Here is a 21663-nt window from a genome sequence, read left to right as displayed (position 1 = left end):
GAAGGGATACGGGCGCACGGGCACCCCCCGCGCGCCCCGCCGACACACCGGGCCGCACCGGCCCGACGAGGGAGGGAACGTTCCATGGCAGCGAGCCGTCGACGCCGCACCGCAGCCGTCGCCGCCACCCTGGCGGCCGTGGCGCTGACCGCCGGACTCACCACCGGCTGCTCCGCCGTCGACAAGGCACTCGACTGCGTCCGCACCGCCGACGCCGTCGCCGAAAGCGTCACGGACATGCAGCAGGCCGTCGAGAACGCCTCCAACGACGTCACCCAGCTCGAGGAAGCCCTCGACTCCGTCGACCAGAACCTCGGCAAACTCCAGGACGAGACCGACAACGCCGACGTCAGCAAGGCCGTCGACGACCTCGAGAAGGCCGTCGCCAACGTCCGCACCTCCATCGACAACGGCGACACCACCCCCGACCTCAGCCCCGTCACCGACGCCGCGGGCGAACTCACCAAGGTCTGCACCCCGTAGCGACGGCCCCCGTCATGGGCCCAGGGATACTGGGCCCATGACCCGCCTGATCCTCGCCACCCGCAACGCCGGAAAGATCACCGAGCTCCGCTCGATCCTCGCCGACGCGGGCCTGCCCCACGAACTCGTCGGCGCCGAGGCCTACCCCGACATCCCCGACGTCAAGGAAACCGGCGTCACCTTCGCCGAGAACGCCCTCCTCAAGGCCCACGCCCTCGCCCAGGCCACCGGCCTGCCCGCCGTAGCCGACGACTCCGGCCTCTGCGTCGACGTCCTCGGCGGCGCCCCCGGCATCTTCTCCGCCCGCTGGGCGGGCAGCCACGGCGACGACCAGGCCAACCTGGACCTGCTCCTCGCCCAGCTCTCCGACATCGCCGAGGAACACCGCGGCGCCCACTTCGCCTGCGCCGCGGCCCTCGCCCTGCCCGACGGCACCGAACGCGTCGTCGAAGGCCGCCTCACCGGCACCCTCCGCCACGCCCCCGCCGGCGCCAACGGCTTCGGCTACGACCCGATCCTCCAGCCGGAGGGCGAGACACGCACGTGCGCGGAGCTGACCCAGCAGGAGAAGAACGCGATCAGCCACCGGGGGAAGGCGTTCCGGGCGCTGGTGCCGGTGGTCAAGGAACTGCTGGGCTGAGACACGAAGAGAGGCTGTCCGTCCCGGACAGCCTCTTCCTGTGCGGTCGGTGGGACTCGAACCCACACGGGATTTCTCCCACGGGCACCTAAAACCCGCGCGTATCGCCTATTTCGCCACGACCGCGTGCTGCTGCCCGGCCATGCTAGCGACCGGGCAGCCGGGTCAGATGCCCAGGTCCTTGATGATCTTGGCGACGTGGCCCGTCGCGCGGACGTTGTAGAGGGCGTGTTCGACCTTGCCCTCCTCGTCGACGACGATCGTGGAGCGGATGACGCCCAGGTAGGTCTTGCCGTAGTTCTTCTTCTCGCCGAACGCGCCGTAGGCGTCCAGGACCTTCTTGTCCGGGTCGGCGAGCAGGGTGACCTTGAGGTTCTCCTTCTCGCGGAACCTCGCGAGCTTCTCCGGGGCGTCCGGGGAGATGCCGATCACGTCGTACCCGGCGCCGGCCAGCAGGTCGAGGTTGTCGGTGAAGTCGCACGCCTGCTTGGTGCAGCCGGGCGTCAGCGCCGCCGGGTAGAAGTAGACGATGACCTTGCGGCCCTTGTGGTCGGCCAGCGACACCTCGTTGCCGTCGGCGTCGGGCAGGGTGAAGGCGGGGGCCTCGTCCCCGGGCGTGAGGCGTGCGCTCATCGGTCTCGTCTCCTCGTACGTGCACTGCGTGGATCGGGTGCCGGGATCGAGGGTAACCGGGGGTCCTGACAGTGCGGCGCGGCCTGAAGCTGACAGACTGTCCGGCACAGGCAACACAGCGGATCGTGGAGGCGACACGGTGGCGGACACGGCGGACACCAGGACCCCGGCGCAGATCGAGGCGGACATTGCGCGTCGCCGCGCGGTGCTGGCCGAGACCCTGGACGAGATCGGGGTGCGGGTGCACCCGAAGACGATCGTGGGGGACGCGAAGGCCAGGGTCGTGTCGAACGTGGACCACACGCTGGGGCGCGCCTATGTGGGCGTCAACCGTGTGGTGAGCGATGTGAAGGCGCAGTTCGTGGACGAGACGGGCGCGCCGCGGCTGGAGCGGGTGGTCCCGGTGGGGCTGCTGGTGGTGGGGGTCGTGGGGCTGCTGGCCCTGGGGTCCCGTAAGCGGCGGCGCTGAGGTGCCGTCCGACGGTCCCCCCTCCCGTGTGCGTCCGTCGTCGAGGCAGGTAGGTTTCAGGTCGTGAGCGCCAACAGAAACGACAGTTCCCCGCACGACAAGCTGCCGATCCGGATGCTGCACGACCGTGTGCTCGTGCGGCAGGAGACCGGTGAGGGTGAGCGGCGTTCGGGGGGCGGCATTCTGATTCCCGCGACGGCGGCGGTGGGCCGTCGGCTGGCCTGGGCCGAGGTGGTCGCGGTGGGGCAGAACGTGCGGACCGTGGAGCCCGGTGACCGGGTGCTGTTCGACCCGGAGGACCGGGCGGAGGTCGAGGTGCGCGGTACGGCGTACGTGCTGATGCGGGAGCGCGATCTGCACGCGGTGGCCGCGGACCGTTTCGAGGGGTCGGAGGACTCGACCGGGCTGTATCTGTAGTTCCGTAGTTCCAGCTGTTCGGAAGGGCCGGTGACATCCGTCACCGGCCCTTTGCGCGTGGTCGGCTACCGTGGGAGGTCCTGTACGGCGTCCTGTGTGGCGTGACCGTGCGGGCCCCGACGAGACGCGCCGTACCGGGGTGGAGGCAAAGACGACGCACCCCCGTTTCGCTTCGTGTCCCGGAGGTGCCGTCATGGCCTGGGTTCTGCTGGTGGTCGCCGGTCTGCTGGAGGTCGGCTGGTCGGTCGGTATGAAGTACACGGACGGTTTCACCCGTCTGTGGCCGAGTGTGCTGACGGGCGCCGGCATCGTCACGAGCATGCTGCTGCTGTCGTACGCGGCGCGGACGCTGCCGATCGGTACGGCGTACGGCGTGTGGGTGGGGATCGGTGCGGCCGGGGCGGCGGTGCTGGGGATGGTGGTGCTGGGGGAGCCGGTGACCGCCGCGCGGATCTTCTTCATCTGTCTGCTGCTGGTGGCCGTGGTGGGTCTGAAGGCGACCTCGGGTCACTGAGCCCCGAGGGCTTCGGCGCTAGTCCCAGCGGCGTCCGTCGAGGGCGCCGCTGAGTCCGCCGGGGCCGGGGAGTTCGTCGCGGTTGGAGCCGCCGTCGTCGGTGGTGCCGCCGCCGGTGGTGTCCCCTCCGCCCGTGCCTGTGCCCGTGCCGCCGCTGTCGCCGGTGTCGCCGGTGGGGGAGCCGGTGGTGGTGCCGCCGGTGCTGTTCTCGCCCTCGCTCTCCGAGCCGTCGTCGCCGGTGCTGCCGCCGTCGTCGTCGGGGGTGCCGCTGTCGGTGTCCTCGTCGTCGGGGGCGTCGGTGGCGGGGGCGGAGACGTCGCCGGAGGAGGACGGTCCGCCGCTGGAGTCGGGGGCGGGGGGCTGGCTCTCGTCGGCGCCGGGCTGGAGCCGCAGGCTGAAGGAGCTGACGGGCTCGCCCTCGAGGGCGTCGCGGGTGTACTGGCCCCAGATCTCGGCGGGGGCGCCGCCGCCGTTGACGCGGGGCAGGCCCATGGCGCCGTAGAGGGACTTGTGGCCGGCGGTGACGGGGTCCTGGCCCATGACGGCGACGACGGTGGCGAGGTCGGGGGTGTAGCCGGCGAACCAGGCGGCGGTGTCCTCCTCGGCGGTGCCGGTCTTGCCCGCGGCGGGGCGTCCGGAGGTCTGGGCGGCGGTGGCGGTGCCCTTCTCGACGACGCCCTTGAGGACGGAGGTGGTGGTGTCGGCGGCCTCGCGGCTGACGGCCCGCCGGGTGTGCCGCTCGGGGAGGGCGATGTCGCGGCCGTTCTGGGTGACCTTCTCGACGAGGGTGTACGGGGTGTGCTTGCCGTGGTTGGCGAGGGTCGCGTACGCCTGGGTCATGTCGAGGACGCTGGCGTTGGCGACGCCGAGGGCGATGGAGGGTCCGGCGCCGTCGAGGTCGGGGGTGTCGGGGGAGAGGCCGAGGTCGACGGCGGTCTTACGGACCTTGTCGGGGCCGACGTCGACGGCCATCTGGGCGTAGACGGCGTTGACGGACTTGTCGGTGGCCTCGCTGACGGTGATGTCGCCGTAGTCCTCGTGGTCCTCGTTCTCGGGTGCGTAGCGGGGGCCGGGCCAGCCCTGGACGGGGCGTTCGCTGGTGCCGTCGTAGTGGGTGCCCGGGGTGATGCGGCGGCCGTCCTGGGTGCGGGAGCCGTTCTCGACGGCGGCGGTGAAGACGAACGGCTTGAAGGAGGAGCCGACCTGGAAGTCCCGGCGGGTGGCGTTGGGGGTGTACTGCTTGACGTAGTCGATGCCGTTGTACATCGCCACGACCTTGCCGGTCTTGGGCTCGATGGAGGCGCCGCCGGCGCGGACGTAGGTGTCGACCTTGCGGTTCTTCTTGTCGAGGCGGTCCATGAGGTTGTCGTCGACGGATTCGACGAAGGCGTCCTGCTTGCTCTTCTGCAGGGTGGTGGTGATGCGGTAGCCGCCGGCGTCGAGGGAGGCCTCGTCGACGATCTTGTTGTCGACGAGGTGCTGCTTGACGATGTTGACGATGTAGCCGCGCTGCCCGGACATGGTGGTGGAGAGGGTGGTCCGCTTGGGCACGGGGAAGGTGAGGCGGGCGCGTTCGGCGGGGTCGAGCCAGCCCTCGTCGACCATGCCGTCGAGGACGTAGTTCCAGCGCTTCTCGACGAAGGCGCGGTTCCCGGGGTGGGCCACGACGTCGTACTGGCTGGGGGCGTTGACGAGGGCGGCGAGGTAGGCGGCGCGGCCGGCGTCGAGTTCGGAGGCGTCCATGTCGTAGTAGGCGTGGGCGGCGGCCTGGATGCCGTAGGCGCCGCGGCCGAAGAAGCTGGTGTTGAGGTAGCCCTCGAGGATCTCGTCCTTGGACTGGTTGCGGTCCAGCTTGATGGCGATGAAGAACTCCTTCACCTTGCGGGTGACGGTCTGTTCCTGGCGCAGGTAGTAGTTCTTCACGTACTGCTGGGTGATGGTGGAGCCGGACTGCTTGCCCTTGCCGGTGAGGGTGTTCCAGGCGCCGCGCACCATGGCCAGGGGGTCGACGGCGGACTCGGTGTAGAAGTCGCGGTCCTCGGCGGCGAGGACGGCGTGCTGGGCGTCCTCGGAGATCTGGGAGAGCGTGACGTTCTCGCGGTTGACCTCGCCGTCGCGGGCGATGACGGTGCCGTCGGCGTAGAGGTAGACGTTGGCCTGCTGGGTGGCGGCGGCGTTGGCGGCGGGGATCTGGACGAGGGTGTAGCCGAGGAGGAAGCTGCCGACGACGAGCAGCGCGGTGACGAGGAACGCGCCGAGGACCATGCGCCAGGTGGGGACGAGGCGGCGCCAGCCGGTGCGGCGGGCCTTGAGGGCGGCGCGGCGCTCCTCGCGGGCGGCCTTCTTCGCGGAGGCGCCGGCCGTCGCGGAGGCGCCGGTTTTCGCGGAGGCGGGGCCGGGCTCACCGTGCCCGTCGGCTTCCCCGTCGGATTCATTCGATCGTGGGAGGCCGGCTGCGTCCGCCCGGGTGTCGTCCCGGGCGTCGTCGGGCGTGTCGGCCGCCTGAGGCTCGTGCGATGCCCAGCCCGGGCGGGGCTTCTTCGGCTGCGGCTCGTCGCTCATGTCGTGCACGGACTCCTGATTCGCCTCGTTCGTTCCCGTACGCCTCATGCGTAGGCGTACGCGTCATGTGTGCGCGTACGCCTGGTGCGTGCCTCTTATTGAAGACTGTCGCATCCGTCGCCGCGTTCGCCGGGCGGCGACGCGCGTCGTGCACCCTGCGGCTCCCGCCGTACGGCCGCGCCGGGTGTTCACCTGACCGGAGTACGGGCCGGAAAACCCGTGGCGGCGCAATCGGCGCGCGCATTAGGCTCCTGCGCTTCGGTGTCCGCGGCGGAAGGGGAGGAAAGGGGTGGGTTCGGCACGGTTGTACCTGGCCGTGGCGGCCCGGGGGTTCCGGCGGTACGCGTCGTACCGGGCGGCGACCGCGGCCGGGGTGTTCACCAACACGGTCTTCGGGCTGATCCTCGTGTACACGTATCTGGCGCTGTGGGACGAGCGTCCGGACCTCGGCGGCTACGACCAGGCGCAGGCGGTGACGTACGTGTGGCTGGGGCAGTGCCTGTTCGCGGCGCTGGCGCTGCAGGGGGGCGGCGTCGAGACGGAGCTGATGGAGCGCATCCGCACCGGTGAGATCGCGGTGGACCTGTACCGGCCGGCGGATCTTCAGCTGTGGTGGCTGGCGGGCGACCTGGGCCGGGCGGCGTTCCAGCTGCTGGGGCGCGGGGTGGTGCCGTTCCTGGTGGGCGGGCTGTTCTTCCCGACGGCGCTGCCCACGCGCTTCGACACCTGGGTGTGGTTCGCGGTGGCGCTGGCGCTGGCGGCCCTGGTGAGCTTCGGGATCCGCTATCTGGTGGCGCTGAGCGTGTTCTGGCTGCTGGACGGCACGGGCGTCAACCAGGTGCTGATGATCCTCGGGGTGTTCTTCTCGGGGATGGTGCTGCCGCTGAACGTCTTCCCGGGTGTGTTCGGCGAGGTGGCGCGGGCGTTGCCGTGGGCGGCGCAGCTCCAGGTCCCGGCGGACGTGCTGATGGGGGAGACGGCCGTGGCGGGGGCGTTCGCCTTCCAGGCGATGTGGGCGGTGCTGCTGCTCGCGGCGGGCCGGCTGCTGCAGTCGGCGGCCACGCGCCGGGTGGTGGTGCAGGGTGGCTGAGCGCGGCGCGGTGCTGGAGGGGCTGCGGGCGTACCGGTTGATCGCCGGGATGTGGGTGCGGTCCGGGATGACCTACCGGGCGTCGTTCGTCTTCACGCTGTTCGGCAACCTGGTGATGACCGGGATGGATTTCGTCGGGATCCTGCTGATGTTCTCGCAGGTCGACTCGCTGGCCGGTTGGTCGCTGCCCGAGGTGGCGTTCCTGTACGGGGCGTCGGTGACGTCGTTCGGGCTCGCGCATCTCGCGGCCGGGTCGATGCCGCAGCTCGGTTCGCGGATCCGGGACGGCTCCTTCGACGTGCTGCTGGTGCGTCCCGTGCCGGTGCTCGCGCAGGTCGGCGGGGACCGTTTCTCGCTGCGCCGCCTGGGGCGGATCGCGCAGGGCGGGGCGGTGCTGGGCTGGGCGCTGGTGGCGGCGGACATCGACTGGACGGTGTCGAAGGTCCTGCTGTTGCCGCTGATGCTGGTGTCCGGCGCGGTGATCTTCGTCGCGGTGTTCGTGGCGGGCGCGGCGTTCCAGATCTACGCGCAGGACGCGGCGGAGGTGCAGAACGCCTTCACGTACGGCGGGACGACGATGCTGCAGTACCCGCCGGCGGTGTTCGGGAAGGACCTGGTGCGCGGGGTGACGTTCGTGCTGCCGCTGGCCTTCGTCAACTGGGTGCCCGCCGCGCACGTCCTGGGACGCCCGTACCCGCTGGCGCTGCCGGGGTGGGCGGCGTTCGCGTCGCCGCTGGTGGCGGCGGGGTGCTGCGCGCTGGCGGGGCTGGCGTGGCGGACGGGTCTGAGGTCGTACAGGAGTGTGGGGAGTTGAGAGGGCGGATGCACACGACAGCCGGACCGGGGCCCGGTGCCGGACCTGAGGCGTTCATCGCGCTGGACCGGGTCGAGAAGGTCTTCGACGTGCGCAGGCGCAAGGGGCTGCTGCGGCGGGAGCGGCACCAGGTGCGGGCGGTGGACTCGATCTCCTTCACGGTGGCGCGTGGCGAGATGGTCGGCTACATCGGGCCGAACGGCGCGGGGAAGTCGACGACGATCAAGATGCTGACGGGCATCCTCACCCCGAGCGGCGGCCGGCTGCGGGTCGCCGGGATCGACCCGTCGCGGGAGCGGACCCGGCTGGCGCACCGCATCGGGGTGGTGTTCGGGCAGCGCACCACCCTGTGGTGGGACCTCCCGCTGATCGACTCGTACAAGCTGATGCGCCGCATGTACCGCATCCCCGGCGCCCGCTACCGGGAGAACCTCGCGCGGATGGTCGAACTGCTCGACCTGGGCGACCTGTTGGAGGTGCCGGTGCGGCAGCTGTCGCTGGGCCAGCGGATGCGCGGGGACATCGCGGCGGCGCTGCTGCACGACCCGGAGGTGCTGTACCTGGACGAGCCGACGATCGGCCTGGACGTCGTCTCCAAGACCCGGGTGCGGGAGTTCCTGCGGCAGGTGAACGCCGAGCGCTCCACGACGGTGCTGCTGACCACGCACGACCTCCAGGACATCGAGCAGGTGTGCTCCCGTGTGATGGTCATCGACCACGGCCGGCTGGTGTACGACGGGGCGCTCGCCGGGCTGCACGAGGTGGGGGAGAGCGAGCGGACGCTGGTGGTGGACCTGGAGCGGGAGCGCCCCCCGGTGGAGGTGCCGGCGCCCGCCCGGGTGGTACGGGTGGAGGGGGCCCGGCAGTGGGTGGCGTTCCCCGCGTCGGAGTCGGCGGCCGGGCTGGTGGCGCGGATCGCGGAGCGCTACCCGCTGGTCGACCTGTCGGTGCGGGAGCCCGACATCGAGGCGGTCATCGCGAAGATGTACGCGGAGCGGGCCGGGCGGGCGTCCACGCAGTCCTCGTAGCCGTGTGACGGGGACAACTCGTAGGCTGCTGGGTATGACCGACGACGCACCCGCACCGGACCTCCGCGCCTCCGACGCCGACCGTGAACGGGTCGCCGAAGTCCTCCGGGACGCCCTCGCCGAGGGCCGCCTGGACATGGAGGAGTTCCAGGAGCGGCTGGACGCCACCTACCAGGCGCGCACCTACGGGGAACTGGCGCCCATCACCCGCGACCTGCCCGCGCCGGGAGCGACGGTCGCGCCCGCCGTGTCGATGACGAAGGACCCGGCGGCGGGCGGCGGCTGGGCGGACCGCATCGTCGGCGGGGACGACTCGGGGACGTCGACCTGGGCGGTCGCCGTGATGAGCGGCTTCCAGCGCAAGGGCCGGTGGACGGCGCCCCGGCGCTTCAACTGCCTCGCCTTCTGGGGCGGCGGCGAGATCGACCTGCGCGAGGCGAACTTCGCGGACCGGGAGATCGTCGTCAACGCCGTCGCGATCATGGGCGGCATCGATGTGATCGTGCCGCCGGGCGTCGAGGTCGTGGTGCGCGGCGTCGGCATCATGGGCGGCTTCGACCACCGGGAGGAGGGCGTGCCGGCCGAGCCGGGCGCCCCGCGCGTGATCGTCACCGGGCTCGCCTTCTGGGGCGGCGTCGGCGTGCAGCGCAAGCTGCCCCGCGCGGAGCGCGAGCGGCTGCGGGAGGAGCGGCGCCGGGAGAAGCAGGCGCTCAAGGAGGAGCGGCGGCGGGAGCACCTGGAGCTCAAGGAGGAGCAGCGGCGGGAGCATCTGGACAGCGCCGAGCGGCACCGCCGGGAGCTGGAGGAGTCCCGCCGCCTGCACGACCCGCTGAACCTGCACGGCCCGCACCGGCAGCACGAGCGGCGGCCCGAGGACGGCTGAGCCTCCTCACCGGCCCGGCGTCGGTCACAGCCGGGCCGGCGCCCCGCCCTTCAGCGCCGTCAGCTCGAACGTCTCCGCCATGCGCGCATAGCCCGCGTCGCTGGGGTGCAGCCCGTCGCCGGAGTCGTACCCGGCGCGGAAGCGGCGGGGGTCGTACGGGTCCCGCACCGCCTCGTCGAAGTCCACGACCTCGTCGAACACCCCGCCGTCGCGGATCTCCGCGTTGACCCGCTGCCGCACGTCCTCGCCGGACGGGGTGTACCCGTGGTGCCCGCGGTACGGCATCAGCGTCGCCCCGACGACCTTGAGCCCCCGCGCGTGCGCCCGCTCCGTCAGGGCCGTCAGCCCGCCCACGATCCGCTCCGGGTCGGCGGTGCCCGGCGCGCGCAGGATGTCGTTGACGCCCAGGACGACGACCACCACCCGGACGTTCGCCCGGCCCAGCACGTCCCGGTCGAAGCGGCGCGGCGCGCTGGGGTTGCGCGGCGGCCGGCCGGGCCCGTCGGCCAGCACCCGGTTCCCGCTGAGCCCCGCGTTGACGACGCTGTAGCGGGGGAGGTCCCGGCCGGACGCGAGGGCCGTGCGCAGCCGGTCCGACAGCACGTCGGGCCAGCGGGCGTCGGCGCCGACGGTGGCGGAGATGCCGTCGGTGAGGGAGTCGCCGAGGACGACGACCGTGCCCTCGGAGTCGTTGCTGAGCACGTCCAGCGCGGTGACGTACCGCCAGACGGTGCTCTGCCCGTCGTAGGCGGCCCCGGAGGTGTCGCGGGTGTGCTCGCCCTCGGCGACCCAGGAGATCTGCCGGGCGTGCTTGTGGTACGTCACCGGACCGGAAGGGACGGGGGAGTACGTGCTGATCAGCACGTGCGCGTCGCGGGGGATCAGGACGCGCACGGCGTCGCTGACCACCTGCCCGCCCGCCGGGACGACGACCGAGGGGTTCCCGGCGAAGGTGAGGGGACGCAGGGTGCCGGCGAGCGCGGCGGCGGTGTCCGGGCCGGCGGAGACGGCGATCGACGCGTGCGTGAGGGTGAGCGGGGCGCGGCCGAAAAGGTTGGACAGGGTGACGCGGGCGCGGGTGCCGCCCGCGGTGGTGTGCACGACGTTCCGCACGGAGCGGCCCGCGAGCCCGGCGGTCTCCGTGCCGGGCTCGCCGCCGCCCGGCGCGGTGGCCCAGGCGGTGACCCAGGTCCCGGCGGAGGCGGGCGCGACGGGATTGCCGGCCCCGCCGCCCTCCCGGGCCGGGGTGTCCCGTCCGCGCAGGCCGTCGGCGGACACCCCGACGAAGATCACGGCGGAGACGGCGAGGACGGCCGCGGCCATCGCGGCCAGCAGGGCCGCGTGCCGTCCGGGCCGCCCTCGCGGGGCGGAGGGCTGGGGTGCGCGGGGCGGCACCGCCGTGTCCCCGTCACGGGTCATGCTGTTCTGTTCTCCTCGGGAAGCGGGAGCCGCGGGCGGCTCCGTCCGTCGCACCATGGTGGGTCAGGGCGGGGGAGGCCGGGTGCGGGACGCGGCCGAAGATCATCCGGGCGGACCCGGGACCGGCCCCGGGCGGGCCTTCGGGTGGTCGATCCGGGCGGCCCGGGGTGTCGGGGCCGGCCCGGGGTACCCCTAGGTGACGTCCCTGGACAATCCCCCCACGGACAGACGCCGGGAACTCCTGTTCCGTTCCAGGAGTCGGTCAGGAAGGGACAATGCGTGAGGGATCACCGAACGGGTGGAGCGGATGGAACGGACTGAGACGGCGGACACCGAGGACCGGGACGCCGCCGGGCAGCGGCCCGGCGCGGGCGCCGCCACGAACCGCGCGATGACGACGTTCAGCGCCGCGGACGAGGAGAAGCAGCGCGGCGTGCGCCGTATGAAGCTCACCGCCGTCGGCCTGCTGCTGTTCGTCGCCGTCGTCTACGTCCTCGCCAAGTGGGCCTCCCACCAGGGCGCCGGCGCCTGGGCGGGGTACGTCGCCGCGGCGGCGGAGGCGGGCATGGTGGGCGCGCTGGCCGACTGGTTCGCCGTCACGGCGCTCTTCCGGCACCCCCTGGGCCTGCCCATCCCGCACACCGCGATCATCCCCACCAAGAAGGACCAGCTCGGCACCGCCCTCGGCGACTTCGTCGGGGAGAACTTCCTCTCCGAGGACGTCGTCCGCGGACGGCTCCGCGCCGTCGGCATCGGCCGCCGGCTCGGCGCCTGGCTCGCCGTCCCCGAGCACGCCGACCGCGTCACCGCCGAGGCGTCGGCGGCCCTGCGCGGCGCGCTGACCGTGCTCCGCGACTCCGACGTGCAGGCGGTCGTCGGGGAGGCCGTCACGCGCCGGGCGAGCGCGCAGGAGATCGCGCCCGGCATGGGCAAGATGCTGGAACGGATCGTCACCGACGGCGCCCACAAACGCGCGGTGGACGTCGTCGTCTCCCGCGCCCACGACTGGCTGGTCCTGCACAGCGACACCGTGATGGACGCCGTGCACGGCGGCGCCCCCGGCTGGACCCCGAAGTTCGTGGACCGCAAGGTCGGCGAGCGCGTCTACAAGGAGCTGCTGCGCTTCGTCACCGAGATGCGGGACATGCCGAGCCACCCGGCGCGCGGCGCCCTGGACCGCTTCCTCACCGACTTCGCGACCGACCTCCAGTCCGACAGCGACACCCGCGCCCGCGTGGAGCGCCTCAAGGGCGACATCCTGGGCCGCAGCGAGGTGCAGGACCTCATCGCGTCCGCCTGGACGGCCGTACGGGGCATGATCGTCTCGGCGGCGGAGGACGAGCGCAGCGAGCTGCGGCTGCGCCTGCGGGCGTCGCTGCTGTCGCTGGGCGCCCGGATGTCGCTCGACCCGAAGCTCCAGGGCAAGGTCGACGGCTGGCTGGAGGGCGCCGCGGTGTACGTGGTGACCACCTACCGCAAGGAGATCACCGCCCTGATCACGGACACGGTGGCGAGCTGGGACGCGGAGCACACGACGCGGAAGATCGAGGCCAACATCGGCCGCGACCTGCAGTTCATCCGCATCAACGGCACGGTGGTCGGCTCCCTGGCGGGCCTGCTGATCTACACGGTGTCGCGGGCGCTGGGCGCGTAGCGACGCGGCCGGGGCCGTGCGGGCGGCCCCGGCCGCGGACCGCCCGGGCGTGAAACCGGCGGGCGCGGGGCACACGAGGTTCACTTCGTCGAGGAGGGAGCCCATGGCCACCGCGCAGTCCGGGACCGGACGCACCATCACCACCAGAATCCCCGCCCGCCTGGACCGCCTGCCGTGGTCCCGCTGGCACTGGTCCATCGTGATCGGTCTCGGCACCGTATGGATCCTCGACGGGATGGAAGTCACCATCGTCGGGAACATCGCGGCCCGCCTGTCCGAGCCCGGCAGCGGACTGCCCATCACCTCCGGCGAGGTCACCGGCATCTCCGCCGCCCTCTATGTCACGGGCGCCTGCCTGGGCGCCCTGTTCTGGGGGCGGCTCACCGACATCTACGGCCGCAAGAAGCTGTTCCTGATCACCCTGGCCGTGTACCTGGGCGCGACGGCGATGACCGCGCTGTCCTTCGACACCTGGTGGTTCTTCCTCTTCCGCTTCCTCACCGGCTTCGGCATCGGCGGCGAGTACGCGGCCATCAACTCCGCGATCGACGAGCTGATCCCGGCGAAGTACCGGGGCCGCGTCGACCTGCTGATCAACGGAAGCTACTGGCTGGGCGCGGTCGGCGGCGCCCTGCTGTCCATCGTCGCCCTGGACACCTCGATCTTCCCGGCGGACGTCGGCTGGCGCCTCACCTTCGCGCTGGGCGCGGTCCTCGCCCTGGTGATCCTGCTCGTACGGCGGCACGTCCCGGAGAGCCCGCGCTGGCTGCTGATCCACGGCCGGGACGACGAGGCCGAGCGCATCGTCGGCTCCATCGAGGAACGCGTCACGGCCGAGGAGGGCAAGGAACTGCCGCCCGCCGCGGACGAGATGACGATCCACCAGCGCAGCCGCACCACGTTCACCGAAATCGCCCGGACCGTCTTCGCCCGCTACCGCAGGCGCTCCGCCCTCGGCTTCGCCCTGTTCATCGGGCAGGCGTTCCTCTACAACGCGATCACCTTCGGCTTCGGCGCGATCCTCACGCAGTTCTTCGACGTGCCGTCCGGGAGCACCGGCTACTACTTCGCGGTGATCGCGGCCGGCAACTTCCTCGGCCCGCTGCTGCTGGGCAAGCTGTTCGACACGGTCGGCCGCCGGATCATGATCTCCGGCACGTATGTGCTGTCGGGCGCGCTGCTGTTCGGCACGGCCTGGCTGTTCGACCGCGGCGCGCTCACCGCGGCGACGATGACGGCGTGCTGGTGCGTGGTGCTGTTCTTCGCCTCGGCCGGCGCCTCCAGCGCCTACCTCACGGTCTCCGAAATCTTCCCGATGGAGACCAGGGCCATGTCCATCGCCTTCTTCTACGCCCTCGGCACCGCCGCCGGCGGCATCAGCGGCCCGCTGCTCTTCGCCGAGCTGACCAACACCGGCGAGGTCGGCGACACGGTGCTCGCGTTCCAGATCGGTGCGGGGCTGATGGTCGCGGCGGGCATCGTCGCGGCGGTCCTCGCGGTGAACGCGGAGCGGCGGTCCCTGGAGGACATCGCCACGCCGCTGTCGGCGGCCGAACCGCAGCAGGCGGTGGCCCGCCCCTGAGGGACGGGCTCCTGAGGGGCGCTTCGACCGGGTACGGCCGGCGGGGGTTCTCAGCCCCGCCGGTCGGCCACCGCCCACGACGCGAGGGCGACCGCGCCGGCCACCCCGAACACGGCCGGCCAGGCGCCGACCTTCTTCGCCAGCGGGTGCGACCCGGCGAACGCGGCCACATACGCCGCCGACAGCACACCGGCCGCCGGGCCACCGGCCCGCTCACGCCACTGCTGGGCGGCGGCGACCCCGGCGGCGGCGAGCACGACCCCGCCGAGCTGCCGCTTACGGGTCCAGCGGGCCACGCCGTACCCGCCGACGAGCCCGCTCGCGGCCACGACCGAACTGGGAACCTTCGCCATGCCTGCTGCCTCCTGCCACTGCGCCCCGCGCGGGGCGCGGGAACCACGGACCTCCGAGGCTAACGCGCCCGGCGGCGCCCCCTCCCACCAGCCCCGCAGCAGCCGACCCCGCAAAACTGAGTCGGGGGTTGTCAACTTTCCAGCGGGTGGGCTATATAAGGAAGTGAGCCGTAGGGCATCGCACAAGCGGCTTCACGGAGAGGAGTGGACTGTGATGCTCATGCGTACCGACCCGTTCGCCGAGTTCGACCGCCTCACGCGGCAGGCCTTCGGCCAGGCCGCCCGCACCTCGGTGATGCCGATGGACGCCTATCGGGCGGGGGACGATTTCATCGTCCACTTCGACCTCCCCGGCATCGACCCGGAGTCCATCGAGCTCGACGTCGAGCGCAACGTCCTGAACGTGCGCGCCGAGCGCCGTTCGCCGGCCCCTGAGGGCGCGGAGACGGTGGTCGCCGAGCGGCCGACCGGCACCTTCACCCGGCAGCTGTTCCTCGGCGACACCCTGGACACCGAGCGCATCGACGCCACGTACGACGCGGGTGTCCTGACCCTGCGCATCCCGGTGGCCGAGGCGGCGAAGCCGCGCCGCATCCAGATCACGGGCGGCGACAGCCGCAGGCAGATCGCCGGCTGACACCCGCCCGCCCCTTCCACGCGTCCCGCGGATCCCCCTCCCGCGGGACGCGTCCACGCGCCGTACGCCCCCGGCGGGCGACGCGACCCCGGAACCCCTTCAGACACCGCACCCCCTTCAGAACCGAATACCGCAGCAGGAGAGGAGCTTCGGATGACCACGCTGACGCCGCGGAAGCCCGCGATCCCGCAGCCGGGAGGCGACGTCGCCCCGGCGCCCGGGCCGCGCCCGGCGCAGGACCCCGCCTGGCGTGAACTCGTCGACGCCGTGCGGGACTCCGGGCAGTACGCGACGCGGCCGGAGGCGGAGAGCGTCACCCGCATCGTCCTGTCCGCCCTGGGCGGCCACGTCGTCGGGGACGAGCGCGTCGACCTGGCCCGCGCCCTGCCCGAGGAGGCGGCACGGGTGGTCGCCTCGCAGGTCCCGGCGACCCGCCCGCTGACGGCGGCCGAGTTCGTCGACTCGGTGGCGGCCCGTATCGAGGGCGCGACCCCGGCGACGGCCCGCTGGGACGTCAGCTCCGTCCTCAGCGTCCTGCCGCCGCTGGTCGGCGACGAACTGGTGACGCGCATCCTGAACCAGCTTCCCCCCGGCTACGCCCTCCTGTTCGGCCGGGCGGAGCTGACACCGGCGGCGTGACGGCCACGCCGTAGCTCCCCTTCCTCACCGGCGAGCGCCCTCGTGCCCCTCAGGCGCGGGGGCGCTCGCCGCGCGACGGGAGTCCACGCCCCGTCCACTCCGGGCACCCGTGAGCGTACGGTCGTACGCATGACGACGGACTACTTCGCGGGCGATCCGCGCACGAACCTGGAGCGGATGCTCGCGGGCGACCTGTACATCGCCGACGACCCGGAGATCGGCCGCCGGCTGGAGCGCGCCATGCGGCTCGCCGCCCGCTACCAGGCCGCCTACTTGGAGGAGCGGGACCAGGCGAAGGCGGTCCTGGCCGAACTCCTCGGCTCGGTCGGCGAGGACGTCGAGATCCGCCCGCCGCTCTACGTCGACTACGGCAGCAACATCACCGTCGGCGCCCGCACCTTCGTCAACTACCACCTCACCGCGCTGGACGTCGCCGCCATCACCATCGGCGAGGACTGCCAGATCGGCCCGAACGTCCAACTCCTCACGCCCACCCACCCGGTGGATCCGGGGCCCCGCCGTGACAAGCTGGAGGCGGCGCGGCCCATCACCATCGGCGACAACGTGTGGATCGGCGGCGGCGCGATCGTCTGCCCCGGCGTGACCATCGGCGACAACACGGTCATCGGCGCGGGCGCGGTGGTCACCAAGGACATCCCGGCGAACGTCGTGGCGGTCGGCAACCCGGCCCGCCCGGTCCGCACCCTCTGACGGCCGCCCGCGCACCGCACGCATGGCCACCGGACACACCGACCCCCGCCGCCGCGAACGGATCCTCGCGGCGGCGCTAGACCTGATCGCCGAGGAGGGCGTCGCCGGCGTCTCCCACCGCAAGATCGCCTCCCGCGCCGGGGTGCCGCTCGGCTCGATGACGTACCACTTCACCGGCATCGACGAACTGCTGCTTGAGGCGTTCACCGGGTACGCCGACCACGTGGTCGCCGTCTTCGAACGGCACCTCGCGGGCGCCGCGACCCAGGAGGAGGCCCGCGAGGCGGTCACCGACCTCGTCCACACCCTCTCGGAGGGCCCGCGCCGCGACCTGATCCTTGTCCAGGAGCTGTACACCCTGGCGGCGCGCCGCGAGCCGTACCGCGCGCTGTGCGCCCGGTGGATGCGCCGCAGCCGCGCCCTGCTGGAAGCCCACTTCCCCCCGGCCACGGCCCGCCGCCTGGACGCCCTGATCGAGGGCCTGACCCTCCACCGCGCCCTGGACGACGATCCGCCGGACCGGTCGGTGACGCGGGAGGCGGTGCGGCGGATCACGGCGGACTGAGGCATACGAGTACCGTGACCGACCGGCCACGGCACCCAAGGCCCGACAGAGCCGCCTGTCACCCCTGGCCCCTACAGTCCTCACATGACACAACCGACCCCCTCCGGTGTGCCCGCCGACAGCACACCGGACGACAACACGGCCTTACGAATACGGCAGTTGAGGGAGGGCTTCGGGACCGCGAGTCCCGCCGAGGCGGGTGAGGCGGTCAGGGAACTCATGCTGCTGGCGGCGTCCGGCGGCGGTGACGCGGCGCTGCGTCTGGCCGTGCGGTACAGCGAAGCGTCCGACTGCTCCACCGAGGAACTGCTCCTCCTGTGGGCGAGGGCCGACGGAGACCCGTTCGGTTTCTGCGAGACCTTCGAGGCCTCGGCGTACCGTGCGCGCAAGGCCGTCAGGGCCCTTGTCGCCCTGTCCGCAGCGGGTGACGGCGGACACCACGCCCTGAAACTGGCCGCCCGGTTCACCCACCTGGATCCCTACGCGTCCAAGTTCCTCGTTCGCCTGTGGAGGACGCACCCTGACCCGGACCCCTTCGCCGAGCACCTGCTCGCTCCCGCGTTCCGTCAGGAGGGCAGGACGGAACTGCGCCTGCCGTACGCCTCCTCCCTGCGGGGGCTGCGGCATCTCACGATGCTCGAGAAGCTCGACCTCCATCAGTGTGACGGGCTCACCGACCTCACCGAGGCCGGTGAACTCACCCGTCTCACGGACCTCGATCTGAGTGGCTGCACGAGCGTGGAGGACATCACCCCGGTCGGCCGGCTCACCCGGCTCACCCGCCTGGATCTGAGTTGGTGCGGCGCCGTCGAGGACTTCGACCCCTTGCTGAACCTCAGCGGCCTGCGTCAGCTGAGGCTGATCCGGACCAAGGTGCGTTCCCTCCGCATGTGGGGCGAAGCACTGGCCGCTCTGGAATCCCTGGATCTCCGGCACTGCGGGTCTCTCACGGACCTGGACGGACTCGCCGGACTACCACGCCTCGCACACCTCCAGCTGAGCGGCGGCCACCATGTCGACCTCTCGCCGTTCGCGGCTCTTCCCGGACTCCGGTCCCTGGAACTCGACAACTGCGATGAGCTGACGACGCTCGAAGGGCTGGGCGGCCACCCACGGCTGGTGAAGCTCGGCATCCACGGCAGTCCGCTCCTGCGCACCACGGAGGGTCTGGGCGAGCTGCCCGCCTTGCGGGAGCTGACGCTGACCGGTTGCTCCACGCTGGCCGACCTCAGGGGACTCGGCCGCCTGCCCGGACTGCGCACGCTGATGATCAACGGGTCCGCCGTCCGCGGCCTCGGCGATCTGTCCGGATCTCCGCTGTCCACGCTGACCCTGCTCTACATGGAGGAGCTGGAATCGCTCGGCGCCCTTCAGGACTGCCCCGGTCTGCGCGAACTGACCCTCCGCTCCCTGAAGAACTGCCCCCCGGCCGAGGGCATACCGGTGGAACGCCTCAGCTCCCTCAGCGTGGCCGGCCCGAGCTGGGCCGCGTGGAAGGACATCACCCTGTTCACCGGTTCGCCCCGCCTCGCGGAACTCGACCTGCGCCACTGCCGGTCCCTGACGGATCTCCGGCCCCTGCTCGACATGCCGGCGCTGTCACACGTCCACCTGGCCGAGCGGATCGCGATCTCGCCCTCGGGGGTCCCCGATCCCGTGGTGACCGACCTCAGGGCACGCGGCGTGACCGTCACGCTGCACCCCTGACCGTCCACGGTCCGCCGCTCACCCGGAGCGCTACCCCTTGTCGAACCCACCTGACCGCGAGGAGACTCCCCATGCCCCCCGAAACGCCGGACGTACTGCGTGAGTTCCGTGAGAGAGCTCTGACAGAGGGCATCCCCCCGGACGACATCGCCCGGTGGACGGACCTCGCCCGACCCTGCGCCTTCCTGGGCACCAAGGGGGACGGGCCGGTGGTGGGCCGGCTCGGCGGGCCCCTCATGCTTCCCGCGGACGCCCCCGACCCGTGGTGCAAGCTCGCCGCCACCATCGATCTGGCCGCGCTGCCCGCCGGAGCGACCGACCTCGACCTGCCCGTCGACGGCCACCTCCTGCTGTTCGCCGACCCCGACCCCGACCGGATCGGGGAGGGAAACCTGGGCACCGCCCTCCACATCCCCGCAGGCACACCCGTCGAGGAACGCCCTGCGGACCTTGACCCGGAATGGAGAAACTACCCGTACGAGAAGGATCTCCCGGAAGGGCTGCTCCGCCTGAGTACCGACGTCTCCCTCCCGTACTTCACCTCGGTCCACGCGTCCGGAGCCCCTTCGGGCTGCGAGCCTCACCCGGAACATCCGTATGCGAGCGAACTGATCGACGTGTGGACGGAGATGCCGGGCGAGGGCGTCGGCCTCGGGCTTCAGCTGGGTGGATACGCCGAGGACGAGTACGGGGACGAGGATCCCAGCGTGGCGGCCGGGCGGGAGGCGGCACGCGCGGTGGCCCGCGGCGAACTGCCCCCGCCCGACACGGACGTACGTCCCGAGGACTGGGTGTGCCTCGCCCAGTGGATACATGGGCTCGACGGTCTGGAGATGGCCCTCTACTCCTGGTCGATCTCCCGGCAGGACCTGGCCGCGGGCCGCTTCGACCGGGTCTACGCCACCATGACCTGGAATCCGTGACGCCCAGCGGGGCGCATACGGCACGCCTTAATCGTTTGCCGCCGGCCGGCGCGCGGGGATAGGAAGGGCCGCATGCTGAAGGGAACCAGGGTCGGCCTCCGGGCCCGGCACGAGGACGACATACCGGTCCTGCGGGCCGAGCTCTACAACGACGTGGTCAACGCCGCGCGCGCCGAGGGCCGTCCCTGGCGGCCGGTCACGGCGAACGACCCGCAACTCGCCTTCGACAACCCACCGGAGAACCTGGCGTCCTTCTCCGTGGTGGAGCTCGAGGGCGACACCCTCATCGGCACGGCGAACCTGTGGGGCATCGACACCCACAACCGCAACGCCCACATCGGCGTCGGCCTGCTCCCCGCCGCCCGCGGCAAGGGCTACGGCACGGACGTCGTCGCGGCCCTCTGCTACTACGGCTTCGCCGTGCGCGGCCTGCAACGCCTCCAGATCGAGACCCTCGCGGACAACGAGGGCATGATCCGCGCGGCGGAACGCAACGGCTTCGTACGGGAGGGGGTGCTGCGGTCGTCGGCGTGGGTGTTGGGGGAGTTCATGGATGAGGTGGTGCTGGGGTTGTTGGCGGGGGAGTGGGAGGGGAGTGGGGCGGCGTAACCTCCTGCCGGGACTGCAGCGCCGTCAGCCCTGACGCTGCCGGAAGTCACACCTCGCCTGCGCGGCACCGTGACGCGGTCACCGCGCGGGCACGCCCGCTATGAAGTGCGCCCAGGCTTCGCGGGACAGTTCAAGGCGCGGCCCTGACGACCGCTTCGAGTCTCTTATGAGCACACCGTTCGGCGTGTAAGCCGCTTCCAGGCACTCCGTCGCGTTGCCGCCGCTGTAGGACGACTTGAACCACTTCGGCTTGTGGGCGGATGGCTGGTCGACTGGCATTCACAGCTCCTCGTAGACGCGCTGGATCAGGGAAGACGACGCCTCCATGTCCAACGCTTGTGCGCGGAGGTACTCGAACGCAAGCCTGTATCGGTGGAGTTCTTCCTCCTTCTCAAGGAAGAGCGAGCCGGTGTGGAAGTCGACGTACACGACGTCGAGGGCCGACTCGGAGCCGCCGAGGATGACGAAACTGCCGAGCGCGGCGGAGTGGGCGCCCTTGGAGAACGGCAGCACCTGAAGCGTGATGTGAGGGGACTCGTTCGCCTCCAGCAGCCGCTCCAGCTGTTCCTTCATCGTCTCCGGTGATCCGACGACCCGGCGGATGACGGACTCGTCGAGAATCGCCCACAACCGCGGCGGGCTGGGACGGGTGAGGATCTCCTGTCGCTTCATGCGGATGTCGACGAGCCGCTCGATCTCCGCCGGCGCCAGCGGGATCTCGTTCGCCCTCTGGAGTGCGGTGCTGTACGCGCGGGTCTGCAGGAGGCCAGGGACGTACACACAGGAGAAGTGATCCTCCCGTACAGCCTCGTCCTCCAGCGTGAGCAGCAGGTTCATGCTCTCCGGGATGGAGTCGGCGAAGGAACTCCACCAGCCCTGCTGCTTGGCGTCCTTGGCCAGCCTGACGACGGCCTCCCGCTCGGCGTCCGTCGCGCCGTACTCACGGCACAGGGCGTCGACGACGATCCACTTCACCGGCCCTGCCTGCGTCTCGTAACGGCTGACCGTCGCCTTTGACACGCCGACCAGCCTTCCGGCCTCCTCGAGCGTCATGCCGCTGCGAGCACGCAACTTGCGCAGGGTTGAGCCCAGTTGGCGGCGGCGGGTTGTGGTCCTTACGGACATGGGACTCCTCTGAGGCGTAGGCCAGGCGGCCGTTCGGGGCGAGAACAGGCTAGGGAGGCCGGGCTTGCGCCACACACGGATTCACCCGATCGAGGTTCGTGAGAAGTTACATGGTGAGAGTTCTCTGTGCCATTCTCGATAGCGCACCGCCACCCAGCGCGTCCGGTCGGCCACGATGCGCATTCGGAAAGTGGCGTGGGAGGGAG

Annotated in this window: 24 protein-coding genes, 1 tRNA gene and 1 riboswitch; of the genes, 18 read left to right on the top strand and 7 right to left on the bottom strand. The window is 71.8% G+C overall.

Features of this window, described 5'->3' with window-relative positions:
• The first annotated feature begins 84 nt into the window (after positions 1–84).
• Together ACP7TJ_RS12005 and rdgB are read left to right on the top strand one after the other, a co-directional pair.
• Positions 85–483 (top strand): hypothetical protein, encoded by a 399-nt coding sequence (locus tag ACP7TJ_RS12005; RefSeq protein WP_093767132.1) that lies wholly within the window; start codon positions 85–87, stop codon positions 481–483.
• 37 nt (positions 484–520) lie between these two features.
• The gene (gene rdgB, locus ACP7TJ_RS12000) at positions 521–1123 is read left to right on the top strand and encodes an RdgB/HAM1 family non-canonical purine NTP pyrophosphatase (RefSeq protein ID WP_427763103.1); all 603 of its coding nucleotides are present in this window, start codon (positions 521–523) and stop codon (positions 1121–1123) included.
• A 41-nt stretch (positions 1124–1164) separates the two neighbouring features.
• Here the strand turns inward: rdgB and ACP7TJ_RS11995 are convergent.
• Together ACP7TJ_RS11995 and bcp are read right to left on the bottom strand one after the other, a co-directional pair.
• Positions 1165–1249, bottom strand: a tRNA-Leu gene (locus ACP7TJ_RS11995).
• A gap of 39 nt (positions 1250–1288) precedes the next feature.
• Positions 1289–1756 carry a thioredoxin-dependent thiol peroxidase gene (bcp, locus tag ACP7TJ_RS11990; RefSeq protein ID WP_427763101.1) on the bottom strand — a complete coding sequence of 156 codons (468 nt, stop codon included), beginning with the start codon at positions 1754–1756 and terminating at the stop codon, positions 1289–1291.
• A gap of 139 nt (positions 1757–1895) precedes the next feature.
• Between bcp and ACP7TJ_RS11985 the strand changes: the two genes are divergently transcribed.
• The 3 genes from ACP7TJ_RS11985 to ACP7TJ_RS11975 all read left to right on the top strand — a co-directional run bounded on the left by ACP7TJ_RS11985 (position 1896) and on the right by ACP7TJ_RS11975 (position 3156).
• Entirely contained in the window at positions 1896–2225 is a 330-nt protein-coding gene (locus ACP7TJ_RS11985; RefSeq protein WP_093767137.1) for a DUF3618 domain-containing protein, read from the top strand.
• 114 nt (positions 2226–2339) lie between these two features.
• Positions 2340–2642, top strand: a complete 303-nt coding sequence (locus tag ACP7TJ_RS11980; protein WP_156698885.1) for a GroES family chaperonin — start codon at positions 2340–2342, stop codon at positions 2640–2642.
• Positions 2643–2742: 100 nt separating this feature from the next.
• Positions 2743–2803: riboswitch (guanidine-III (ykkC-III) riboswitch) on the top strand.
• Positions 2804–2835: 32 nt separating this feature from the next.
• Entirely contained in the window at positions 2836–3156 is a 321-nt protein-coding gene (locus tag ACP7TJ_RS11975; RefSeq protein WP_019525098.1) for a DMT family transporter, read from the top strand.
• An 18-nt stretch (positions 3157–3174) separates the two neighbouring features.
• Here ACP7TJ_RS11975 and ACP7TJ_RS11970 read toward each other — a convergent pair whose 3' ends face one another.
• Positions 3175–5718 (bottom strand): transglycosylase domain-containing protein, encoded by a 2544-nt coding sequence (locus tag ACP7TJ_RS11970; protein WP_427763098.1) that lies wholly within the window; start codon positions 5716–5718, stop codon positions 3175–3177.
• Between the two features lie 289 nt (positions 5719–6007).
• On the opposite strand from ACP7TJ_RS11970, the gene ACP7TJ_RS11965 reads away from it, so the two are divergent.
• From ACP7TJ_RS11965 to ACP7TJ_RS11950, 4 genes are read left to right on the top strand one after another with little or no spacing between them, the layout of a single operon-like run.
• A complete protein-coding gene (locus tag ACP7TJ_RS11965) occupies positions 6008–6808 on the top strand; it encodes an ABC transporter permease (protein ID WP_246532013.1) in 801 nt (266 codons plus the stop codon).
• Positions 6801–7622 carry an ABC transporter permease gene (locus ACP7TJ_RS11960; RefSeq protein ID WP_266397517.1) on the top strand — a complete coding sequence of 274 codons (822 nt, stop codon included), beginning with the start codon at positions 6801–6803 and terminating at the stop codon, positions 7620–7622. Before ACP7TJ_RS11965 ends, ACP7TJ_RS11960 begins: the two co-directional genes overlap by 8 nt.
• A gap of 8 nt (positions 7623–7630) precedes the next feature.
• Positions 7631–8650: an ABC transporter ATP-binding protein gene (locus tag ACP7TJ_RS11955; protein WP_167741901.1), complete on the top strand. Its 1020-nt coding sequence runs from the start codon at positions 7631–7633 to the stop codon at positions 8648–8650.
• A gap of 34 nt (positions 8651–8684) precedes the next feature.
• Entirely contained in the window at positions 8685–9533 is an 849-nt protein-coding gene (locus tag ACP7TJ_RS11950; protein WP_427763094.1) for a DUF1707 SHOCT-like domain-containing protein, read from the top strand.
• A gap of 24 nt (positions 9534–9557) precedes the next feature.
• Here the strand turns inward: ACP7TJ_RS11950 and ACP7TJ_RS11945 are convergent, their stop codons facing one another.
• Positions 9558–10856, bottom strand: coding sequence for a GDSL-type esterase/lipase family protein (locus ACP7TJ_RS11945; protein ID WP_427767340.1), 1299 nt, complete (start codon positions 10854–10856; stop codon positions 9558–9560).
• A 403-nt stretch (positions 10857–11259) separates the two neighbouring features.
• Between ACP7TJ_RS11945 and ACP7TJ_RS11940 the strand changes: the two genes are divergently transcribed.
• Positions 11260–12606: a DUF445 domain-containing protein gene (locus tag ACP7TJ_RS11940; RefSeq protein WP_427763092.1), complete on the top strand. Its 1347-nt coding sequence runs from the start codon at positions 11260–11262 to the stop codon at positions 12604–12606.
• 103 nt (positions 12607–12709) lie between these two features.
• On the top strand, positions 12710–14188 hold the full coding sequence (locus ACP7TJ_RS11935) for an MFS transporter (protein ID WP_266546427.1): 1479 nt from the start codon (positions 12710–12712) through the stop codon (positions 14186–14188).
• A 50-nt stretch (positions 14189–14238) separates the two neighbouring features.
• On the opposite strand, the gene ACP7TJ_RS11930 is transcribed toward ACP7TJ_RS11935, so the two are convergent.
• The gene (locus ACP7TJ_RS11930; RefSeq protein ID WP_167741897.1) at positions 14239–14541 is read right to left on the bottom strand and encodes a hypothetical protein; all 303 of its coding nucleotides are present in this window, start codon (positions 14539–14541) and stop codon (positions 14239–14241) included.
• A 214-nt stretch (positions 14542–14755) separates the two neighbouring features.
• Between ACP7TJ_RS11930 and ACP7TJ_RS11925 the strand changes: the two genes are divergently transcribed.
• From ACP7TJ_RS11925 to ACP7TJ_RS11895, 7 genes are all read left to right on the top strand, one after another.
• Positions 14756–15178: an Hsp20/alpha crystallin family protein gene (locus ACP7TJ_RS11925; RefSeq protein ID WP_427763089.1), complete on the top strand. Its 423-nt coding sequence runs from the start codon at positions 14756–14758 to the stop codon at positions 15176–15178.
• 153 nt (positions 15179–15331) lie between these two features.
• Positions 15332–15817: a DUF2267 domain-containing protein gene (locus tag ACP7TJ_RS11920; protein WP_427763087.1), complete on the top strand. Its 486-nt coding sequence runs from the start codon at positions 15332–15334 to the stop codon at positions 15815–15817.
• A gap of 129 nt (positions 15818–15946) precedes the next feature.
• On the top strand, positions 15947–16528 hold the full coding sequence (locus ACP7TJ_RS11915; protein WP_427763085.1) for a sugar O-acetyltransferase: 582 nt from the start codon (positions 15947–15949) through the stop codon (positions 16526–16528).
• 22 nt (positions 16529–16550) lie between these two features.
• Positions 16551–17093: a TetR/AcrR family transcriptional regulator gene (locus tag ACP7TJ_RS11910; RefSeq protein ID WP_367548703.1), complete on the top strand. Its 543-nt coding sequence runs from the start codon at positions 16551–16553 to the stop codon at positions 17091–17093.
• Positions 17094–17177: 84 nt separating this feature from the next.
• Positions 17178–18800, top strand: a complete 1623-nt coding sequence (locus ACP7TJ_RS11905; RefSeq protein ID WP_427763083.1) for a leucine-rich repeat domain-containing protein — start codon at positions 17178–17180, stop codon at positions 18798–18800.
• A gap of 71 nt (positions 18801–18871) precedes the next feature.
• Positions 18872–19723 carry a DUF1963 domain-containing protein gene (locus ACP7TJ_RS11900; RefSeq protein WP_367460701.1) on the top strand — a complete coding sequence of 284 codons (852 nt, stop codon included), beginning with the start codon at positions 18872–18874 and terminating at the stop codon, positions 19721–19723.
• Positions 19724–19795: 72 nt separating this feature from the next.
• Positions 19796–20332 carry a GNAT family N-acetyltransferase gene (locus tag ACP7TJ_RS11895; protein WP_427763080.1) on the top strand — a complete coding sequence of 179 codons (537 nt, stop codon included), beginning with the start codon at positions 19796–19798 and terminating at the stop codon, positions 20330–20332.
• A 78-nt stretch (positions 20333–20410) separates the two neighbouring features.
• On the opposite strand, the gene ACP7TJ_RS11890 is transcribed toward ACP7TJ_RS11895, so the two are convergent.
• Together ACP7TJ_RS11890 and ACP7TJ_RS11885 are read right to left on the bottom strand one after the other, a co-directional pair.
• The gene (locus ACP7TJ_RS11890; protein WP_427763078.1) at positions 20411–20611 is read right to left on the bottom strand and encodes a DUF397 domain-containing protein; all 201 of its coding nucleotides are present in this window, start codon (positions 20609–20611) and stop codon (positions 20411–20413) included.
• On the bottom strand, positions 20612–21457 hold the full coding sequence (locus ACP7TJ_RS11885; protein ID WP_380873200.1) for a helix-turn-helix domain-containing protein: 846 nt from the start codon (positions 21455–21457) through the stop codon (positions 20612–20614).
• Positions 21458–21663: the final 206 nt, after the last annotated feature.

It is taken from the genome of Streptomyces sp. DSM 41931 (assembly GCF_050271085.1).
In the GTDB taxonomy this organism is placed as follows: Bacteria; Actinomycetota; Actinomycetes; order Streptomycetales; family Streptomycetaceae; genus Streptomyces; species Streptomyces albogriseolus.
Note: the sequence above shows the minus strand (reverse complement) of the source record. Positions and strands in the feature narration are given on the sequence as shown.

Coding starts and splice junctions, on each gene's coding strand:
- ACP7TJ_RS12005 (WP_093767132.1), top strand. CDS start 85: ATGGCAGCGAGCCGTCGACGCCGCACCGCAGCCGTCGCCGCCACCCTG.
- rdgB (WP_427763103.1), top strand. CDS start 521: ATGACCCGCCTGATCCTCGCCACCCGCAACGCCGGAAAGATCACCGAG.
- bcp (WP_427763101.1), bottom strand. CDS start 1,756: ATGAGCGCACGCCTCACGCCCGGGGACGAGGCCCCCGCCTTCACCCTG.
- ACP7TJ_RS11980 (WP_156698885.1), top strand. CDS start 2,340: ATGCTGCACGACCGTGTGCTCGTGCGGCAGGAGACCGGTGAGGGTGAG.
- ACP7TJ_RS11975 (WP_019525098.1), top strand. CDS start 2,836: ATGGCCTGGGTTCTGCTGGTGGTCGCCGGTCTGCTGGAGGTCGGCTGG.
- ACP7TJ_RS11970 (WP_427763098.1), bottom strand. CDS start 5,718: ATGAGCGACGAGCCGCAGCCGAAGAAGCCCCGCCCGGGCTGGGCATCG.
- ACP7TJ_RS11955 (WP_167741901.1), top strand. CDS start 7,631: ATGCACACGACAGCCGGACCGGGGCCCGGTGCCGGACCTGAGGCGTTC.
- ACP7TJ_RS11950 (WP_427763094.1), top strand. CDS start 8,685: ATGACCGACGACGCACCCGCACCGGACCTCCGCGCCTCCGACGCCGAC.
- ACP7TJ_RS11945 (WP_427767340.1), bottom strand. CDS start 10,856: ATGGCCGCGGCCGTCCTCGCCGTCTCCGCCGTGATCTTCGTCGGGGTG.
- ACP7TJ_RS11940 (WP_427763092.1), top strand. CDS start 11,260: ATGGAACGGACTGAGACGGCGGACACCGAGGACCGGGACGCCGCCGGG.
- ACP7TJ_RS11935 (WP_266546427.1), top strand. CDS start 12,710: ATGGCCACCGCGCAGTCCGGGACCGGACGCACCATCACCACCAGAATC.
- ACP7TJ_RS11930 (WP_167741897.1), bottom strand. CDS start 14,541: ATGGCGAAGGTTCCCAGTTCGGTCGTGGCCGCGAGCGGGCTCGTCGGC.
- ACP7TJ_RS11925 (WP_427763089.1), top strand. CDS start 14,756: ATGCTCATGCGTACCGACCCGTTCGCCGAGTTCGACCGCCTCACGCGG.
- ACP7TJ_RS11920 (WP_427763087.1), top strand. CDS start 15,332: ATGACCACGCTGACGCCGCGGAAGCCCGCGATCCCGCAGCCGGGAGGC.
- ACP7TJ_RS11915 (WP_427763085.1), top strand. CDS start 15,947: ATGACGACGGACTACTTCGCGGGCGATCCGCGCACGAACCTGGAGCGG.
- ACP7TJ_RS11910 (WP_367548703.1), top strand. CDS start 16,551: ATGGCCACCGGACACACCGACCCCCGCCGCCGCGAACGGATCCTCGCG.
- ACP7TJ_RS11905 (WP_427763083.1), top strand. CDS start 17,178: ATGACACAACCGACCCCCTCCGGTGTGCCCGCCGACAGCACACCGGAC.
- ACP7TJ_RS11900 (WP_367460701.1), top strand. CDS start 18,872: ATGCCCCCCGAAACGCCGGACGTACTGCGTGAGTTCCGTGAGAGAGCT.
- ACP7TJ_RS11895 (WP_427763080.1), top strand. CDS start 19,796: ATGCTGAAGGGAACCAGGGTCGGCCTCCGGGCCCGGCACGAGGACGAC.
- ACP7TJ_RS11890 (WP_427763078.1), bottom strand. CDS start 20,611: ATGCCAGTCGACCAGCCATCCGCCCACAAGCCGAAGTGGTTCAAGTCG.
- ACP7TJ_RS11885 (WP_380873200.1), bottom strand. CDS start 21,457: ATGTCCGTAAGGACCACAACCCGCCGCCGCCAACTGGGCTCAACCCTG.